Source organism: Limnohabitans sp. INBF002 (assembly GCF_027924905.1).
Taxonomy (GTDB): Bacteria; Pseudomonadota; Gammaproteobacteria; order Burkholderiales; family Burkholderiaceae_C; genus Limnohabitans.
Window position 1 is genome coordinate 65795 of record NZ_AP027055.1, and the last position, 18911, is coordinate 84705.

An 18911-nucleotide genomic window follows, 5' to 3' on the forward strand; every position below is an offset into this window, starting at 1 on the left:
GTGTCTCGCAACTTCTTCTCGCATGTTTCAATTCCGTCGCTCAGACCACTGGCTATTTATCCAGTAATATTGGCGCATGGCCAAAGAAAAAACCCAATACACCTGCACCGACTGCGGCGGCATCACTGCCAAATGGTTGGGCAAATGCCCCAGTTGCAACGCGTGGAACACGCTGATTGAAACGGCGGTCGATAGCAGCGGCCCCACCAAAAACCGTTACGCGGGCATGGCGGCCTTGGCCCCAGCTTCAGAAGTGGCGGTGCTCTCCGACATCGAAGCACAAGACGTGGCGCGCACGCCCACGGGTCAAGAAGAACTCGACCGCGTGTTGGGCGGCGGCATGGTCGAGGGCGGTGTGGTGCTGATTGGTGGCGACCCCGGCATTGGCAAATCCACGTTGATTTTGCAAGCCATGGACGGCCTGCAACGCAGCGGCATGAGCACCTTGTATGTGACGGGCGAAGAGTCTGCCGCGCAAGTGGCCTTGCGCTCGCGCCGCTTGGGGCTGGACCACAGCCAAGTGCAAGTGCTGGCTGAAACTCAGCTTGAAAAAATATTGGCCACCGTCGACAAGCTTCAACCGGCGGTGGTGGTGATGGACTCCATCCAAACCGTTTATTCCGATCAACTCACCAGTGCCCCCGGCTCGGTGGCGCAAGTGCGCGAGTGCGCGTCACACCTCACCCGCATGGCCAAGTCTTCGGGCACCGCTGTGGTGTTGGTGGGCCATGTCACCAAAGAGGGCGCACTGGCTGGGCCGCGTGTGTTGGAGCACATGGTGGACACGGTGCTGTACTTTGAAGGCGACACACATTCGACTTACCGACTTGTGCGTGCCATCAAAAACCGCTTTGGTGCAGTCAACGAAATTGGCGTCTTCGCGATGACCGAAAAAGGCTTGAAGGGCGTGAGTAACCCCAGCGCCATTTTCTTGAGCCAACACTCCGAGCCGGTGCCCGGCAGTTGTGTGTTGGTCACGCTTGAAGGCACACGCCCCATGCTCGTGGAGATTCAAGCCTTGGTCGACAGCGGTGGCCCATCACCACGCCGCCTGAGCGTGGGCTTGGACCGCGACCGTTTGGCCATGTTGCTGGCCGTGTTGCATCGCCATGCAGGTGTGGCGTGCATGGACCAAGATGTGTTTGTCAATGCCGTGGGCGGTGTGCGCATCAGCGAGCCCGCAGCAGACTTGGCGGTGTTGTTGTCGATTCAAAGCAGCTTGCGTGGCAAACCTTTGCCCCAAGGCTTCATCGCCTTTGGCGAAGTGGGTTTGGCAGGTGAAGTGCGCCCCGCACCGCGTGGGCAAGAGCGCTTGAAAGAAGCGGCCAAACTCGGCTTTACCGTCGCCGTCATCCCCAAAGCCAATGCACCCAAAAAGCCCATCCCCGGCATGACCGTGCATGCGGTCGAGCGGGTGGATGAGGCGATTGGCTTGGTGCGGGAGCTGGGTTAACGCATCAATCGTCGTAATCGTGGTAACCGTTTTTCAGCTCTAGCTTGATCACTTGGAAGACATTGTTGGCATCCATGTAGCCTTTGACTTCAACATAGCTTCCGGTGGTGGGTGTGCCGTATTTGAAGCGTGTATTGGCTGACGTTTGTGCGGTGTACACGACACCAAAGCGGGTCAAACTAAACACACTGTTCACGCCAGACCAACCGCCGACCTGACCGTACATCTCAAACACGCGACCTGAACTGGCATTGCTGCTGGATGCATATTTGATCTCTACTTTTGTCGCGTTCAAGGTGCCGTCCACATAGCTGCCTTTGACTTCAACAAACGAGCCATTGCTGAGATTGGCTGCTGAGCCGTTAGGGAAGTAGGCAGAGCCCGCATTCACATTGACCCCTTGAACAGTGAAGGTGCTACCACTCAGGTTGCTGACGGCGCCATAGAACTCGTTGGAATAAGTAACAGGTTGGTTATAGCTGTCGGTGAAGCTTCGTTGGCCTTCAGTTTCTACGCGAGTTGCCGCTAAGACGGACCCAGACCATGTGCCTTTGATTTCGTACATGGTGTTAGCAGTCAATGTGGCGCCACTCACTTGAACACCTCCAACGTACCAATTGCCGTTCGCTTGTGTCGCGATCCCTTTGATCTTGGCGTAGGTCGATGTGCTGGGTGCACCACTAAAGCTGGTGAGATAGGCTGCATTGACCAACTGCAAACGTTTTGCCGTGAGCGTTGTGCCGTTCCAGCTCGTGTTGTCTGTAGCCAATGCACGAATGGCATCGCCAACCACCGGCGTGTTGCCCGTCGGTTGAATGGTGCAACTGTTGCAATTCACGGTGATGCTGGCAGTCGCCCCAGTCTGAATCGTGTAATTACTTCCGGCAATCGCTGTGATGGTTCCGCGCACGGCCACATCCAGCGCATGGGTCAATGCATGGGTGACAACGACGCGTGTCGCCAAGAAGCTGCCATCTGCTTGGGCAAGACCATAAATGGTGAGCAATGGATTTGTGTTTGCCAGCGCTGCCAGATCTGCATAAGTTGTCACAGCGGTGCCAGTCAAGGTTCCATCGGACGTTCCGCCATAGGTGGTCGCAGCGTTGATTTGCACCATTTGAGTTGACAGATCGATGGCTGTGGACGTGATGGAGTTCATCGTGCCGCGCACACCGCCTACGATGCGAATGCGTGCCGCACGCCCCAAACTTTGTGCATCGTCCACATCCCCAAACAAGGCAACGGTCATTCCCAAGGCTAGGGGGCTGCTAAAGGTGGGTGTACTGCTGTCATAGCTGGTGCTGAAATCATCACTGTCGTAAACCACGGAATCAGTCGTTTCAAAACGCACGCCGTTGACAACAATTGAGCCCAAACCGCTGATCGAACCTTGATAGGCAGCGGCAGCGCCGTTGAACGTGGCGGCACCTGCTGGATTGGTCGACCATGTGGCGTCACTGTGATCGCTGTCACTTCCGCCGCCACCACCGCCTCCACAGGCGCTGAGGAAGCCGGCAGTGGCTAACAGCCATGCAATTGTTTGCGGTTTCAAAACAGAACGTGACATACCAACTCCATCAATAACGAATGATGAAAGTGTGCAGACCACAGATTAAGACAGTCTTAAGAAGAGCTGCACCTGCCTTAAGAAAACCCTAAGACGCGTTCACTAGCATCGGTTTTGAAAGGTTCAACACCATGCTTCAAAAGTTCTTTGCTTTACTGCTCTTGACGTCGCTTCATGCGGTGGCCGCCACGCCCGCTGAGTTGTTGGCGGGCTACACCGCGCAAGCCGGCCAGCCTGCCAATGCCGCGCGCGGTGAAACGTTTTTCAAAGCCAGCCATGGCCAAGAGTGGCAGTGCACCAGTTGCCACGGTAAATCGCCGATGGTGGGCGGTCGTCATGCGAGTACCGACAAAGTCATTGAGCCACTCGCGCCTGCGGCCAACCCCAAACGCTTCACCGACAGTGCCAAAGTTGAAAAGTGGTTCCGCCGCAATTGCAAAGACGTGTTGGCGCGTGAGTGCACGGCAGTCGAAAAAGCCGATGTGTTGGCTTGGCTCATGACCTTACGTTGATGGAGGTTCTTATGCATTTATGTTTCATACGCCTCTTGCGCGGCATGGTGGCTGCAATCTTGCTGACGACAACATCCGCGTGGGCCGACAGCTACAAAGGCCCCCCACCACTCGCGGCCTATACCCAAGAGTGCGGCAGCTGCCACTTGGCATTCCCACCCAACTTGCTACCCAAAGCTTCATGGCAGCGCGTGATGCATGGGCTAGATAAACACTACGGCAGCGACGCTTCGTTAGACGTTGCCACACAAAAACAAATCGATGCCTGGCTGCAAACCCACGGCGGCCAAGGCAAGCGTGCGCGTGAAGAGCCGCCTTTCGATCGCATCACCCGCTCGGCGTGGTTTGAGCGCAAGCACCGCGAGGTGAGTGCGGCCACGTTCAAGCGTCCCGCCATCAAAAGCCCTGCCAATTGCACCGCTTGCCACCGCGACGCAGCACAAGGTGACTTTGAAGAAGACCGCGTGAGGATTCCAAAATGAGCTACACCGTTTTAAACCACGCTCAAGTGGCAGAGGCAACAGCTACGCCAGTGTCCACACAGCGCAAGCCCGTGGTCGATTTAGGCACGCGCATGGCGCACGCCAGCATGGCCCTGGCGTTTCTCATGTCTTATGTCACGTCAGAGTCTGAGTATTGGCGTTTGGTACACGTCTACAGCGGTTACAGCTTGGCGGCGGTGTTGGCGTTTCGCTTGGTGTGGGGGTGGGTTGGGCCTGCGTCGGCACGTTGGGGTTTGTTGCTGCGTCGTGTCGCGATGTGGCGCGTGTGGCTGAACAAACTCAAGCAAGGCGAATGGCTCACGCGTAACTTTTGGGTGGGTGCCAGCAGTTGGGTGCTGGGCGCTGCGGTGCTGTGCATTTATGCGTTTTGCACGGTGGCCATTGCCAGCGGGTGGGCTACCTACAATGAACTTTTAGGCGATGGCTGGTTGAACGATGCCCTGCAAGAACTGCACGAAGGCTTGGGCAACGCGGCCATGGCTGTGGTGTGTGTGCATGTGGGGTTGGTGGTGATGCTGCGCGTGTGGCGTGGCCCACAAGCCCTGCGACCCATGTGGCGAGGTTATGCGAATACTTCTGGCCGAGGATGATGAGCTGCTAGGCAGCGGCCTGCGTGCGGGCCTAGACCAGCGCGGCTTCCAAGTGGATTGGGTGCGCGATGGGGTGGCCGCCGAGCGAGAGCTGCTGAGCGCGCAGCACCAAGCGGCGGTGCTGGACATCGGCTTGCCGCGTCAAGATGGTTTGGCTGTGTTGAAGGCCGTGCGTGCGCGTGGCATCGACACACCCGTGCTGGTGTTGACGGCACGCGATGCCGTGGCCCAACGCATCGAAGGCCTCAACCTCGGTGCGGACGACTACGTGGTGAAACCTGTGGATTTGGACGAGCTGGCCGCCCGCCTGCACGCTTTGGTGCGCCGCGCCCACGGTAAAACACAAGCCATGCTGCAAATTCGCAACGTGGTGATGGACCCCAGCGCACGGCAGGTGAGCCGCGATGGCGACGCCATCAGCCTGTCCACCCGCGAGTTTGATTTGCTGCAAGCCTTGTTGCTCAACGCCGGCCGCGTGTTGTCACGCGAGCAACTTGAACAACACCTGTACCGCTGGGGCCACGAGGTGGAGAGCAACACCATCGAAGTTCATATTCACCACCTGCGCCGCAAAATGGGCGCGGGCTTGATCGACACCGTGCGCGGTGTGGGTTACATCGTCATGCCTTAAAGCTATGCGCCAACACTTTTCTTTGCAACAACGCTTGCTCACCCGCACTTTGGGTGCGGTGCTGGTGGTGTGGTTCGCCACTGCGGCTTTTGTGTGGTTTGAAGCTCGGCACGAGGTGGACGAGCTGCTCGATGCCCACCTGGCGCAGTCGGCCGCCTTGTTGGTGGTTCAGCAATCTGTCACGCCCGACGATGACGAGCCCTTGCTGGATGCGCCTACCTTGCACAAATACGCGCACCGCGTGGCCTACCAAGTGTTTCATGAAGACCGTTTGGTCATGCACTCCCCCAACGTGGCGCACACGCCCATGGCCCAGCACACAGAGGGGTTTGAGACCATCATCTTGGCCGACGGTCAATCGTGGCGCATCTTCGCCGCGCCTGGCCGCGCCCGCGATGTGCAGATCTATGTGGCCGAACGGGTGGACAGCCGTGACGAAATTTTGCGTGCCGTGTTGCGTGGTTTTTTGCCGCCCCTCACCATGGCCTTGCCGCTGCTGTTGATTGGTTTGTGGTGGAACGTGCGCTCAGGCCTGCAACCTTTGCAGCGCTTGCGACAAGCACTCTTAAAGCGTGACACCCAAACCCTTGCGCCCGTGGCCTTGCCCGACACCCCGCAAGAAGTGCAGCCCATGTTGGACGCGCTCAACGATTTGCTGCAACGTTTGGCCCAGCGCATGGAAACCGAGCGCCGCTTCACTGCCGATGCTGCCCATGAGCTACGCACACCGATTGCCGCCATTCGTGCCCAAGCGCAAGTGGCGCTCACATCGGCAAGCAACGACCAAGTTCGCCAACAAGCGTTGCAAGACACCTTGCTGGGTTGTGACCGGGCTTCGCGCGTGGTTGAGCAACTGTTGACCTTGGCCCGTGTGGAAGGCCCGCAAGACGTTCTTTCTGAACCCTTCCGCTTAGACCAGTTGGCGCAACAAATCATGGCCGACCTCACGCCTGAGGCGCTGCGACGCCATCAAACCCTAGAGCTGCTCGCACCTGAGGCGCTGCAGGTCAACGGCCAAAGCACCTTGTGGCAGATCTTGCTGCGCAACCTCATTGACAACGCTTTGCGCTACAGCCCTGAGGGCGCCACCGTGCGTATTCAAGCGCATCGGGCAGACGCGCAACACGTGGTGGTGACCGTCCAAGACGGTGGCCCTGGCCTGTCGTCGGAGGACAAGGCACGCCTTGGCGAGCGGTTTTTCCGCGTGTTGGGCACGTCAGCCACGGGCAGCGGCTTGGGCTGGTCCATCGTGCGGCACATCGCGACGTTGCAGCACATTCAAGTGGAATTAGGCCAATCTCAGGCCCTGGGTGGTTTGCAAGTGACCTTGCGTTATCCACAGCACTGAGCTGGCTCTTTGAGAGCCTGAGACAATAAGCCCATGAACTTTCAAAGATATTTGGTGCCCATTGGCACGGTGGGCTTGACGGCGTGGGCTTGGCAAAGCTGGGGCTGGATGGGCATTGCCATGGTGGTGACCGGCGGCGTCATGTGGCTGCTGCTGTATTTCACGCGTTTGGTGCAAATCATGAAACGAGCCAGCAACCGCCCGATTGGGTTTGTCGACAGTGCCGTCATGCTCAATGCCAAGCTCAAAGCGGGCGTGAGCCTGATGCATGTCATCGCCATGACCCGTGCTTTGGGTCAGCTGGAGACCGAAAAAGGCGCCCAGCCCGAGGTGTTCAGCTGGCGCGATGGCAGCCAATCGGTGGTGCGCTGCGTGTTTATGCAGGGCAAGTTGCAGAGCTGGACGCTAGACCGTCCGTTCCAAGCCACCGACGTTGAGCCCGTGACCCACGCCGCCAACGACTGACCCCTCGTCAGGCTCGCTAAAATGAACCCTTACGCCGAAACAGGCGACAACCACATCATCAGTCCAAAGGAAATCCCATGAGCGTCGTGATCCCATCATCCATGTCTGACCGTGACGGCAAAATCTGGATGGACGGCCAGATGGTCGATTGGCGCGATGCCAAGATCCATGTGTTGAGCCACACCCTGCACTACGGTTGCGGCGCCTTCGAAGGCGTGCGCGCATACAAAACCGAGCAAGGCACCGCCATCTTCCGTTTGCAAGAGCACACCGACCGCTTGTTCAACAGCGCCAAAATTTTGCGCATGAACATGCCCTTCACCAAAGAGCAAATCAACAATGCGCAATGTGCCGTGGTGCGTGAAAACAATTTAGAAAGCGGCTACATCCGCCCCTTGACTTGGATTGGCGACAAAAAATTGGGCGTCAGCCCTCGCGGCAATGACATCCATGTGATGGTGGCGGCTTGGACTTGGGGTGCCTACCTCGGCGAAGAAGGCATGAAGCGCGGCATCCGCGTGAAGACTTCGAGCTACACCCGCCACCACGTCAACATCACCATGACGCAAGCCAAGGCCGTGAGCAACTACACCAACTCCATCTTGGCCAACATGGAAGTGACCGACGAAGGTTACGACGAAGCCCTGTTGCTCGACACCTCAGGCTTTGTGTCTGAAGGCGCTGGCGAAAACATCTTTGTGGTCAAAGACGGCGTCATCTACACGCCCGACTTGTCGGCTGGCGCTTTGAACGGCATCACCCGCAACACGGTGTTCCACATTGCCAAAGACTTGGGCTTTGAGATTGTGCAAAAGCGCATCACCCGTGACGAGATCTACATCGCTGACGAAGCCTTCTTCACCGGTACCGCCGCTGAAGTCACGCCCATCCGCGAACTCGACCGCATCCAATTGGGCGAGGGCAGCCGTGGCCCGATCACTGAAAAAATCCAAACGGCGTTCTTTGACATCGTCAACGGCCGCAATCCCAAGTACGCACATTGGTTGACAAAGGTTTAAAAAATGAGCAACACCGTTGAACTCTTAGCCAAAGATTTGAACGCTCAAGGCGGCGTGTTTTGCCCCAGCCCCAAAGCTGACATGAAACTCTGGAACAGCCACCCCAAGGTCTACTTGGATGTGGCTAAAACCGGCGAAGCCAAGTGTCCTTATTGCGGCACGGTTTACAAACTCAAGGCCGGCGAGCACGTTGGCGGCCATCATTAAAAACGCCCTCATCATCGCCCCCCAATGGATTGGGGACGCGGTGATGACCGAACCCTTGCTGCGCCGCTTGGCTGCGCGCGGCGAGCGCCTCACTGTCGCTGCCTTGCCTTGGATTGCACCGGTTTACCGTGTGATGCCCGGCGTGACCGAAGTGATTGAGATGCCGTTCAAACACGGCGGCCTGCAACTGATGGGCCGCTTGAAACTGGCCCGCCAGTTGCGCGGCAAGTTTGATGTGGCCTATGTGTGCCCCAACTCCCTGAAGAGCGCGTTGCTGCCCTGGATGGCCAACATCGCCAAGCGCGTGGGCTACACCGGCGAAATGCGTTTTGGCTTGCTGACCGATCGCTTAGACAACCCCCAAACCGAAGAGCGCCCGCCCATGGTCGAGTGGTATGCCGCGCTGAGTTTGGTGGGCCAAAACCCCGGCAAGCCCATGAAGCTGGTGGGCGATCTGCGCCCCGTGCTCAAAGCGGGAGTGGGCGTGATGGACGACGCGCTCGAAGAGCTGGCCACCAACATGCCCACGCTGCCGACCTTGGCCAAGCACAGCTATGTGGTGTTTGCGCCGGGCGCCGAATACGGTCCCGCCAAACGCTGGCCTGCCAAACACTTTGCTGAATTGGCGGGCAAGATTGACCGCCCCGTGTTCTTGTTGGGGTCGAACAAAGAGTTCGACATCTGTCAAGAAATTGCCACCACCGCCAATGCCAAAAAGCCCGGTCATTGTTTCAACTTGGCAGGTCAAACCAACTTGATGCAAGCCTTTGCGTTGATTGCCTACGCGCACCGTGTGGTCAGCAACGACTCCGGGCTCATGCACGTGGCCGCAGCGTTTGGTGTGCCGCAAGTGGCGGTGTTTGGTTCGTCCAGTCCCGAACACACGCCGCCTTTGAACGAGCGTGCGCGCGTGGTGTGGCTGCGTGTGGATGCCAACTACCAGCCTCCGTTGGCCTGTTCGCCTTGCTACGAGCGCACGTGCCCACTGGGCCACACGCGTTGCTTAGAAGACGTGTCGGCTGAGCGCGTCTACCGCTTGCTCTGAGTTCATTTTTAAAAGCCTGACCATGTCTGAACAAAAGCCCAAACTCAGCATCATCACAGCGGTGTACAACCAGTTGCCGATGAACCAGATTTACTGGGAAAACTTGGTCAAGCACACCAAGCATTCGTTTGAGCTCATCGTCATCGACAACGCATCGACGGATGCCAGTGCTGATTTTTTTGAGTCGGTCGGTGCGCGCGTGATTCGCAACCCTGGCAACTATTCATACCCTGTGTCGCAGAACCAAGGCATTGCCATCGCCAAGGGCGAGTGGCTGGCGTTCTTAAACAACGACATCATCGTGAGCGATGGTTGGGATGAAACGCTCATTGCAAACGCTGAACATAACCAGCTTGATGTCATCACCTCTTGCGGCATCGAGCGCATCGAAAGCAAAGCGGCTACCAAAAAGCTGCGTCGCCGATGGAACCGCATCCGTGGTTTGGTGGGCTTGTTTGGCACGGGGCGCACCTGTTTGCTGCTCATGCACAAATGGATGTATGGCAACTGGGCGGCGTTTTGCAAAGACCGTCAAACGCGTTTCAAGCATCAAGCCGTGGAAGGCTTTGTGGGCAACACCGTGATGTTTTCGCGCCGTGCGCTAGCCATCTTGGGCCCTTGGGACGAAACCCAACAAGCCGCAGACTTTGATTTGTTTTTGCGCACCGCCATGCGCGCACGCGATGTTGGGGACATTCGCCCCATGCACATCGCGTTGGATTGCTTCAACCACCACTACATCCGCTTGACCATGAAGGGCGGTTACCCACCCTTTGTGGACAAAGACAAGCTCATTCCGCTTGAGCAAAAGTGGACGTCTGAGCAGCGCGCGCTGCTGATCGAAAACTGAACTTATTTCAAGAACACGCGCTCGCGTGATTTCGGGTTGGCCAGCAGGTGCGCCAGCGCCTTCATGACTTCGGGGACGCCAATGTCGCTCACCGCTTTTCCTGTGGGGGCGATGATTTGGGCATACGTGTCTGACAGCGGTTCCCATGAATCCACCGACAGCACGCTGGGCTCGTACAGCGCAATCACCGGCTTGTTCCAAGCACTGGCGGCATGCACGGCGTAGGTGTCGGGTGACACCACCATATCTGCGTTTTGGATGCTGGCCAGCGCGGGTGTGACCGTGGGGGCAAACGGGGTCACGTGGACGCGGTCGCTTTGTGCGTTGAACATCTCACGCATCGCCACTTCTAGCGCAGGGCTGGCGCTGAGCAGTTGCATGTGAATGTGGGGGTGCTGTGTATAAACCGCATGCACGAACTGTTGCAACCACGGCAGTGAGAACGATTTGTTCGCCGCGCTGCTTTGGCTGTTGATGACCATCAGCAAGCCTGTGTCTGAAGGCTTGGCCGTCGCCGTGTGTTCGCCCAAGCGAATGTCGTAGTGGTAAGGGCCGGGCGTTGCGCCTAGGGTTTGCAGAAACCGCAGATGGCGCGCCGAATAGTGTTGTGCCGTGCCGTGCGTGCTGTAGCCCCAATCGCCTTCCATCACCACATCATTGGGGAGGGGGTTTGTGGGGTGTTTCAAAAACAAAAAGCGCTGCTTGGCATTGACCATGTTCAACACAATTTGCACAGATGGGTTGGCCAGGTCTAGACCAAAGTGCACCACCATGTCGTAGCGCGTCATCCGTGCTTTGAGGCTGGCCCACATGCGGGCGAACACGTTGCGGCTTGCCGACACATGCAGCCACTTCACTTCGGGGTGGTGGCGGTACAGTGCCGCATTGCTGGCGCCACACAGCACGCCGATGTCGCAGTCGGGCCAGTGCGCGTGCAATTGTTTGAACAGACCCGTCACGACAATGGCATCGCCAATTTTGTTGTCGTGCGACAAGATGAGCAGGCGTTTTTTCATGCGCGCCTTTACTTGCCTAACAAGCGTTGCGCTTGTTGTGTGATGCGGGCAATCACTGTCTGCGCAGCGGGGATATCGGCAATCAAACCCACGGCTTCACCCACCGTGGCGTGTGCGCGTGTGAAGTCACCCGCTTTCACGCCTGCGTCGTAGTCGGCGCGTGCGGCATCTGGGGTGGCTTGCAAAGCGGCCACGTTGCTTTCAAGTGCGCGGTGCAAGTCGTTGCGAATGGCGCGAAAGTCATACGGTGCGGGCCAGTTTTTGCGACGCAAGATGTCAAACACCATGCTGCGTGCGGTGCCGTCACCGTTGGTGTGTGTGGCTTGGGTTTTGGCGCCTGCGGCAGCCAAGCTCTCCGTTGTGGCCCACAAGCGCGAGCCCACCAAGGCCCCATCGGCGCCCAGCATCAAAGCCGCCGCCAGTCCGCGACCATCGGCCACGCCGCCTGCGGCGAGCAGCAAGGTGTCGGGTGAATGGGCCGCGAGGTAGTCGGCAATCTCAGGCACCAACGTGAAGGTGCTGCGCCCTTCAAGCGCGTTGGCACCGTGGCCGCCAGCTTCGCCGCCTTGTGCCACGATGACCGAGGCACCGGCCTCTAAAGCTTGTGGCACTTGGTCTAGGCGTTGCACTTGGCAAATGAGCTGTGCGCCTGCTTGGGCAATGCGCGCGGCATAAGGGCGAGGGTCGCCAAACGACAGCATGACGGCGCAAGGCTTTTGTGTCAGCACCCAGTCGAGTGCCTCGGCGTTTTCGTCTAATTTCCAAGTGATGAAGCCACAGCCTAGGCGTGCGTGGCTCGCGGTATCGTCTTTCAGCAAGTCATGCGCTAGCGCGTATTCGCGTTGGGTCCAAGCGAGGTCACCGTAGCCGCCGCCGACCAAACCCAGCGCACCGGCGTGTGCGCAGGCGGCAGCCAAAGCCCCGCCCGTGGCCAGCGCCATGGGCGCTAAAGCAATGGGGGTGGTGAGTTGAAAACGTTGGGCGAAGCGGGTGTTCAGGGCAGCGTGTGTCATGCACGATATTGTGCAACGAGCCCGTGTGCTTGGTGAGCGTCAGTGCCGCGGGTTGTGCGGGTGCATCAGGCAGGCAGCATCACCACAAATCGGGCACCGCCGCCTTCGCGGTCTTCGCAGCGCACACGGCCGCCGTGGCGTTGCACGATGGAGCGCACCAACGACAAGCCCAGGCCCACGCCACCTTCGCGTTCGCTGGCACCGGGCAGGCGGTAGAAGGGCTCGAAGATGCGTTCGCGCAAGTCGGCAGGAACGCCGGGCCCGCGGTCGCACACACACAAGCGCACCCAATTTCGGTGGTTTTCAACCAGAGTTGACAGCTGCACCTCAATGTCTGACGTGCCATATCGGCGCGCGTTTTCCAGCAAATTGCGCAGCATGCGTCGCAGCAGTTTGGCGATGCCCGGCACCACGATGCTTTGCGGCTGAAAGCCCAGCTCTAAATGGGCGTCCACGCGTGCGCATTCTTCGCTGGCCAGGCCTGTCAGGTCCACCGCTTCAACAGTGCCCAGATCCGCCTCTTTGGCGTCCAGGCGGCTGGCTAACAAAATCTCATCAATCAGTTGGTCCAACTCGCCCACGCTGCGCGAAATTTCGGCCTTCATGGCGGGTGAGGGGGCATCCCCCATCAGCTCCAGCCCCATGCGGATGCGGGTGAGGGGCGAGCGCAGTTCGTGCGAGGCATTGGCCAGCAACGATTTGTGCGAGGTGACGAGTTGCTCCACTTGAGCGGCTGCGTGGTTGAAGCGTTGGGCCAGGTAGGCCACTTCGTCGTTGCCTTGTTCGGCGACACGGGCCGACAAGTTGCCAGTGCCCCATTGCTCCACGCCTTTTTGCAAGTTCTCCAAGCGGCGGGTCAGGCGGCGCACGATGGGGTAGGTGCCCAGTGCCACAGCGAGGGCGACCAAGCCCAGCGTCCACGCAAACCCAAAAGGCGGGCGTGACCAAAAAGTATGCGGCGGGCGTGGCAAATGCACGTGCATCAACTCACCGTTTTGCATGCGCACCATGAACTCAGGGCCCGAACCAAAGTGGCCTGGTGGGTGGCGCATGTCAGGACCTTGGAGGGGTGGCGCTTCTACCGGAAGACCATCTGGTGGTCGCAAGCGTGCCCGGCCTTGGCCCACCAGTTCGCCTGCCGAATTGCGCACCAACACTTCGCGCAGCGGTGGCTCTGCGGTCATGCGCATGACCCAGCCGGTGAGCAGCGTCAGCACGGCCACCGCCAGCACCACGGCCAGCCAGATGCGCACATACAAAGGCAGGTGTAAAGCGCGGGTGGGCGATGGGGTGGTCGGCATGGCGTTAGTCTTGTTGCTTGGCAAACACATAGCCCACACCGCGCACGGTGAGGATGCGTTTGGGGGCTTTGGCATCTTCTTCAATGGCGGCGCGTATGCGGCCCATGTGGACGTCGATGGAGCGGTCAAAGGCTTCGAGTTCGCGGCCTCGCACCGCCTCCATGATTTGATCGCGTGACAGCACGCGGCCAGCGCGTTCGGCCAAGACCCAGAGCAAATCAAACTGGTACGCCGTGAGGTCGCACACGTGGCCGCGCACGCTGACGCTGCGTGCATCGCGGTCTAGCTCTAGCGAGCCGAATTTCAGGATTTGGTGCGTGGCCTCCGTCGTCTCACCTGGCGCGTGGCGACGCAACACAGCGCGAATGCGGGCCAGCAACTCGCGAGGCTCAAAGGGTTTGGGTAAGTAGTCGTCTGCGCCGAGCTCTAAACCGACGATGCGGTCCATCGGGTCGCCTTTGGCGGTGAGCATCAGCACAGGGGTTTGGGCCAACGCACCAGGCAGAGCGCGGATGCGTTTGCACACATCCAGGCCATCGATGTCGGGCAGCATCAAGTCAAGCAGCACCAAAGCAGGCGCCGTGCTTTGCAGCACCTTCAGGCCATCTAGCCCGTTGGCGGCGTGCTGCACGGTGAAACCAGATTGTTGGAGGTACTCGCTCACCATGTTGGCGAGGCGGTGGTCATCTTCGATCAAGAGCAAGGTGTTCATGGTGCGTTCATCATGCCTCGCGATGTCTGGGCTTGTCTAAAGACAAGGTAAAGACTGGGTAAATCAGTGCGTTGCTTTTGCGTCTGCGTCTGCGTCTGCGTGCGCCACCGGCAAGATGCGTGAGGCCAGCCACACCAGCAGCAACACAGGCGCGCCCAGCAAGGCAGTGCTGTTGAAGAAGGTTTCGTAGCCATGCGCGTCCACATACACGCCCGAGAACCCGGCCAGCCACTTGGGCGCGAGCAACATCATCGAGCTGAACAGCGCGTACTGCGTGGCCGAGTAGTTCACATTGGTCAAACTAGACAAATACGCAATGAACGCTGCTGACGCAATGCCGCTGGCCAAGTTGTCGGCTGAGATGACCCACACCAACGCCGTCAAATCGTGCCCGCGCGTGGCCAGCCAGGCAAACAACAAATTGGTGAGGGCGCTGAGCACTGCGCCCAGCATGAGGATGCGCATCACGCCCAAACGCATGGACAGCACGCCGCCAATGAACGCGCCCAACAACGTCATGATGACGCCAAACACTTTGGTGACGGCAGCCACTTCGTCTTTGGTGTAACCCATGTCCACATAAAACGGATTGGCCATGATGCCCATCACCACATCGCTGATGCGGTACACCGCGATCAAGCCCAAAATGAGCGCCGCTTGCCAGCGGTAGCGGCGAATAAATTCGGCGAAGGGTTCGACCAATGCACTTTGCAGCCATTCGCGCGCATTGCGCGCGGGGGGCATATCACGTTGGGCCGGCTCGGGCGAGAGCAACACGGTCAACACGCCCAGGCTCATGGACGCGGCCATGACCAGGTATGCGGTTTGCCATGCGGTGTGTTGGTAAGCGGTTTCGTCTGCGCCCGATGCACGCGCAGCCACCCACAACACGCCAGCACCTGCCCAAATCATGGCCAGGCGATAGCCGGTTTGGTAGGTGGCGGCAAGTGCCGCTTGGTGCTGCGCATCAGCTGACTCAATGCGAAAAGCATCGAGCGCAATGTCTTGCGTGGCCGACCCAAAAGCCACGACCAACGCGCACCACACCACGGGCTCTAGTGCCAGTTGTGGGTCCAACAAAGCCATGCCGATGAGCCCCGCGACAACCATCGCTTGCGCCAACAGCAGCCAGCTGCGACGGCGGCCCAGCCAGCGTGTGAGCAGTGGCAAAGGCAGGCGGTCCACCAGCGGCGACCACACCCATTTGAAGCCGTAAGCCAAACCCACCCAACTCAAAAAGCCAATCGTGCTGCGGTCAATCCCAGCTTCTCGTAAGCGAAAACTCAGCGTCCCCAAAACCAACAGAAGTGGCAAACCCGCCGAAAAGCCCAGACACAACATACGCCATGAGGCCGGCTCTAAGTACACATGAAGTGCGGCCATCCAGCTGAGTTTTTTGGTATCGTTCATGCCTCTATTTTCAGGCTTTCACAAAAAGACTTTGCCATGCTCACCAAACGCGCTTTTCTTTACGGTTGTGTCGGCTGTACTTGCGGCCTTGGCAGCAGCGGTTTGTTGGCGCGCGACGGCGTGGAAGTGACCAAAGAAGCCTCTGTGTTTGCCAACCTCGTGCCTGCGGCGGAGGTCGAACAATCGGCGCACAAGCAATACGCCGACATGATGAAAGAGGCCGCTAGCAAAAATGCATTGGGCCCAGACAACCATCCCCAAGTCATACGCCTGCGCCGAATTGCCAAAGACATCATTCCGCACAGCTTTGACTGGAACCCCCGCGCCAAAGAATGGAAGTGGGAAGTCAACTTGGTGGGCTCGAACCAAATCAACGCCTTTTGCATGCCCGGCGGCAAGATTGCTTTTTACAGCGGCATCTTGACCCAGTTGCAACTGACCGACGACGAGGTGGCCATGGTCATTGGCCATGAGATTGCCCACGCCTTGCGTGAGCACGCGCGAGAACGCATGGGCAAAGCCACCGCCACCAATGGTGTTGCCGCCATTGGCAGCACGGTGGCTTCTGTCTTTTTTGGCGTGAGCCCGCAGCTCACCGATTTGGTGGCCAAGCAGGGGGCGAACTTGTTGAACCTCAAATTCAGCCGCGACGATGAAACCGAAGCGGACTTGGTGGGCATGGAAATCGCCGCACGCGCCGGCTACGACCCGCGCGCAGGTGTGACGCTGTGGCAAAAAATGAGTGCCGCCAACAAAGGCGCACCACCCCAGTGGCTCAGCACCCATCCTTCGGGTAACACGCGCATTGAAGAAATTCAGGCCAATTTGCCCAAGGTGATGCCTTTGTACGAGCGTAAAAAATAAGGTCCACCCATGACATCCACGCTTTTCCGCCCCTTCTTCGCGAGCATGCTGTTGTTAGCCGCCAAAGTCTATGCCGATCCCTACATGGGTATGGAATACCAAAAATTGTCTGGCACACGGAGCGATCAGTCGTACGCGACCAGCCAAGCCAATGTCGTGGTGGGCTACGAGTGGCCACTCTCGGCAGACTTGAAACATGGCGTTGAATACACGGGACCGATCAGTACCAGCACAGGACAACTGGGCGCTCAAAACGTCGAAACCACGTTGATGGCATTTGGTTACAAACTCACGTACAACGGGTTTTACGGCAAGGCGGCCTACGTCAAGTTAGACCGTGATGATGCTGATCTAGAAAAATCCAAAGACCGTGCGGCAATGTACAGCCTCGGTTACGAGCACGCGCTTGATGACACCACCACGTTGCGTGTCTCACGCGACATCTTGCGCTCTAGCGCTGTTTCAGTGTCTGGATTCAGTGCTGCGGTGCTGTTTGGGTTTTAAAACGCCGCGACCTTCAACCCAGGTACACCCGCCGGTGTAACCCCCTTGGCGTATAGCTTTCGCCGCTTATAAAAATTACCATCGCTACAGATTTTTATTTGTAGCTCTTGTGACTTCCAAGCCCGCCCTCCCCAGTCAGCAATCATCAGAACGATTGGGTCTTGCTGACGGCGCTCGACTTGGCCGCTTTCACACACACCAGCAGCGCGCGTTGCGCCTTAACTATGCGGCCATTGCGATAGGTGTATTGATCGCACTGTATGTGCTGGTCACCATCATTCGGCCTTTGTTTTTCAGCACACGCCCAGGAAAAGCGACACAGGACTTTGGCTGCATTTCCAAGTCGGTCATCAGCGACTGCTCGGCCAGTAGCCGTTAATAAATCATTGGCCCGGTTGTCGCCGGCAAGTTGACCGTGAATGTGGTGCCACTGCTTGCGTCTGTCACAAAATCAATCGTGCCTTGATGCGTTTCCACAATTGTGCGGCTTAGCCACAGGCCAATGCCCATGCCGTCTTCTTTGGTGGTTCGCAGCAATTCAAAAATAGACGCCGCAATGTCTGGGGCAATGCCTGAGCCGTTATCCGTCACTGTCAGCAGCACACGGTCGCCCTGCAGCTGTGTGCGCAATGTGATGCGTTTTTGCTTTGAGGTGTCGAGCGTCAACGCATCTGCAGCATTGGTGATGAGGTTCAGCAACACCTGCTGTAGCTGAGATTTGTCACCCGTGATCATCGTTGCCTCGGGGTGCAGGTCGACCTTCAAGGCAATGTGGTTGCTGTTGAGTTTAGATTTGCAGAGCAACAACACGTCACTGGCTAGCGCGTTCAAGTCAAACGTCGACATCAATTTCCGGCCGCTGCCAAACATGTTGCGCAGTGTTTTGATGATGGTGGCCGCGCGTTGGTTGTCTTTCATCAAGTCGCGCATGGCTTCTTTGACTGTGCTGTCTGCGCTGGCGTTTGTGCCCGTGTCCAGGAGGGCCGAGTCAATCAATTCGGCGTTGAGTTGAATAGACGTGAGGGGTTGGTTCAGCTCGTGTGCCAGGCACGCGACCAAGGCCCCCATGCCTGCGGTCTTGTTGAAGATCGCGAGTTGTCGAATGATTTCTTCTCGCTCCTGCAACAGCTTTTTTAAATCGACGCTGGTTTTTCGTATGGCTTCAGCGCGCTCGTTGGTCACGGCCAGCTCGTGCGTCATGGCCATTTTTTGACGCTCGGAAATCTCTAAAAAGATGCGCAAAAAAGCGATGTTGCTCAAGGTGATGGCCATGAACTGGCCAACGATCATGATGGCTTGGTCCCAAGTGGTGGCGTAAATGTCTTGTACGTCTCCGAGGAGGGCCACGCCAAAGGTGCGGATGCCGAGCGTGATGCTGAGGATCAAGCCGCTCCACATCAACAATTTGGCACCGAACGACACGCGTCGCTGGTTCAGCTGCTGACCAATGCGGAAATAGTCAAAGCACAGCACGGCATAAAAACCGTTGAAAAGCAGCAGCGCTTCCCACACCGCTTGATGAAAATAAATCAAGTAGCAAAAGACCGCGTAGTACACCGCATTGGCCACGGTGTAGGTGCGAAACGTACGTTCTTGTGATGTGGGTAGCAGGTACATGCGCAAGGCCACCATGCGCCCCCAGTTGCCAATCAGCATCAAGAACTGCGCCACATAAAAAAACAACACGTCAGGCACGCTGTCACGTATGGCGAGTAAGACCACGGCAACGCCGCTGATCATCCCTGAGCCACACCACAGCCTGACCTGAAAACTGCGGTACTCCAGCAGAGCAAGCCAAATGGCGCCGTGCAGCATCAAGTACACGAAACAGATCATGAAGATCGTGGTTTGTGTATCAAGGTGCATAGGTTGGGGTCGTGTTCAATGTAACTTTCGTGTGC

General features: G+C 58.1%; 20 protein-coding genes. 13 read left to right on the top strand and 7 right to left on the bottom strand.

What is annotated here, in order from left to right; all coding sequences use genetic code 11:
- Positions 1-76 precede the first annotated feature (76 nt).
- Positions 77-1453 carry a DNA repair protein RadA gene (radA, locus tag QMG15_RS00275; protein WP_281788980.1) on the top strand — a complete coding sequence of 459 codons (1377 nt, stop codon included), beginning with the start codon at positions 77-79 and terminating at the stop codon, positions 1451-1453.
- 4 nt (positions 1454-1457) lie between these two features.
- On the opposite strand, the gene QMG15_RS00280 is transcribed toward radA, so the two are convergent.
- Positions 1458-3020, bottom strand: a complete 1563-nt coding sequence (locus QMG15_RS00280; RefSeq protein WP_281788981.1) for a DUF5666 domain-containing protein — start codon at positions 3018-3020, stop codon at positions 1458-1460.
- Positions 3021-3151: 131 nt separating this feature from the next.
- On the opposite strand from QMG15_RS00280, the gene QMG15_RS00285 reads away from it, so the two are divergent.
- The 10 genes from QMG15_RS00285 to QMG15_RS00330 all read left to right on the top strand — a co-directional run bounded on the left by QMG15_RS00285 (position 3152) and on the right by QMG15_RS00330 (position 10190).
- Entirely contained in the window at positions 3152-3532 is a 381-nt protein-coding gene (locus QMG15_RS00285) for a DUF1924 domain-containing protein (protein WP_281788982.1), read from the top strand.
- Between the two features lie 11 nt (positions 3533-3543).
- Positions 3544-4014, top strand: coding sequence for a diheme cytochrome c (locus QMG15_RS00290; RefSeq protein ID WP_281788983.1), 471 nt, complete (start codon positions 3544-3546; stop codon positions 4012-4014).
- Complete coding sequence (locus tag QMG15_RS00295) at positions 4011-4625, top strand: cytochrome b/b6 domain-containing protein (protein ID WP_281788984.1); 615 nt, start codon at positions 4011-4013, stop codon at positions 4623-4625. The genes QMG15_RS00290 and QMG15_RS00295 overlap by 4 nt, the downstream gene beginning before the upstream one ends.
- Positions 4600-5256, top strand: coding sequence for a winged helix-turn-helix domain-containing protein (locus tag QMG15_RS00300; protein ID WP_108359536.1), 657 nt, complete (start codon positions 4600-4602; stop codon positions 5254-5256). Before QMG15_RS00295 ends, QMG15_RS00300 begins: the two co-directional genes overlap by 26 nt.
- Before the next feature lie 4 nt (positions 5257-5260).
- Positions 5261-6604 carry an ATP-binding protein gene (locus QMG15_RS00305; RefSeq protein WP_281788985.1) on the top strand — a complete coding sequence of 448 codons (1344 nt, stop codon included), beginning with the start codon at positions 5261-5263 and terminating at the stop codon, positions 6602-6604.
- 33 nt (positions 6605-6637) lie between these two features.
- The gene (locus QMG15_RS00310; protein WP_108359538.1) at positions 6638-7069 is read left to right on the top strand and encodes a glycerate kinase; all 432 of its coding nucleotides are present in this window, start codon (positions 6638-6640) and stop codon (positions 7067-7069) included.
- A 77-nt stretch (positions 7070-7146) separates the two neighbouring features.
- Positions 7147-8088 (top strand): branched-chain amino acid transaminase, encoded by a 942-nt coding sequence (locus QMG15_RS00315; RefSeq protein WP_281788986.1) that lies wholly within the window; start codon positions 7147-7149, stop codon positions 8086-8088.
- A 3-nt stretch (positions 8089-8091) separates the two neighbouring features.
- A complete protein-coding gene (locus QMG15_RS00320) occupies positions 8092-8295 on the top strand; it encodes a zinc-finger domain-containing protein (RefSeq protein ID WP_108359540.1) in 204 nt (67 codons plus the stop codon).
- A complete protein-coding gene (gene waaF / locus QMG15_RS00325) occupies positions 8291-9340 on the top strand; it encodes a lipopolysaccharide heptosyltransferase II (RefSeq protein WP_281790043.1) in 1050 nt (349 codons plus the stop codon). The genes QMG15_RS00320 and waaF overlap by 5 nt, the downstream gene beginning before the upstream one ends.
- Positions 9341-9362: 22 nt before the next feature.
- Positions 9363-10190, top strand: coding sequence for a glycosyltransferase (locus tag QMG15_RS00330; protein WP_281788987.1), 828 nt, complete (start codon positions 9363-9365; stop codon positions 10188-10190).
- A 2-nt stretch (positions 10191-10192) separates the two neighbouring features.
- Here the strand turns inward: QMG15_RS00330 and QMG15_RS00335 are convergent, their stop codons facing one another.
- From QMG15_RS00335 to QMG15_RS00355, 5 genes are all read right to left on the bottom strand, one after another.
- On the bottom strand, positions 10193-11206 hold the full coding sequence (locus QMG15_RS00335; protein ID WP_281788988.1) for a glycosyltransferase family 9 protein: 1014 nt from the start codon (positions 11204-11206) through the stop codon (positions 10193-10195).
- Between the two features lie 8 nt (positions 11207-11214).
- A complete protein-coding gene (locus tag QMG15_RS00340) occupies positions 11215-12219 on the bottom strand; it encodes a nitronate monooxygenase (RefSeq protein WP_281788989.1) in 1005 nt (334 codons plus the stop codon).
- 65 nt (positions 12220-12284) lie between these two features.
- Positions 12285-13520: a HAMP domain-containing sensor histidine kinase gene (locus QMG15_RS00345; RefSeq protein ID WP_281788990.1), complete on the bottom strand. Its 1236-nt coding sequence runs from the start codon at positions 13518-13520 to the stop codon at positions 12285-12287.
- 4 nt (positions 13521-13524) lie between these two features.
- A complete protein-coding gene (locus QMG15_RS00350) occupies positions 13525-14232 on the bottom strand; it encodes a response regulator transcription factor (RefSeq protein WP_281788991.1) in 708 nt (235 codons plus the stop codon).
- Between the two features lie 63 nt (positions 14233-14295).
- Positions 14296-15642 (bottom strand): MFS transporter, encoded by a 1347-nt coding sequence (locus QMG15_RS00355; protein ID WP_281788992.1) that lies wholly within the window; start codon positions 15640-15642, stop codon positions 14296-14298.
- Between the two features lie 36 nt (positions 15643-15678).
- On the opposite strand from QMG15_RS00355, the gene QMG15_RS00360 reads away from it, so the two are divergent.
- Both QMG15_RS00360 and QMG15_RS00365 read left to right on the top strand, forming a co-directional pair.
- A complete protein-coding gene (locus QMG15_RS00360) occupies positions 15679-16506 on the top strand; it encodes a M48 family metallopeptidase (RefSeq protein ID WP_281788993.1) in 828 nt (275 codons plus the stop codon).
- Between the two features lie 9 nt (positions 16507-16515).
- A complete protein-coding gene (locus tag QMG15_RS00365; RefSeq protein WP_281788994.1) occupies positions 16516-17010 on the top strand; it encodes a hypothetical protein in 495 nt (164 codons plus the stop codon).
- Between the two features lie 375 nt (positions 17011-17385).
- Here the strand turns inward: QMG15_RS00365 and QMG15_RS00370 are convergent, their stop codons facing one another.
- Entirely contained in the window at positions 17386-18876 is a 1491-nt protein-coding gene (locus tag QMG15_RS00370; RefSeq protein ID WP_281788995.1) for a HAMP domain-containing sensor histidine kinase, read from the bottom strand.
- Positions 18877-18911: the final 35 nt, after the last annotated feature.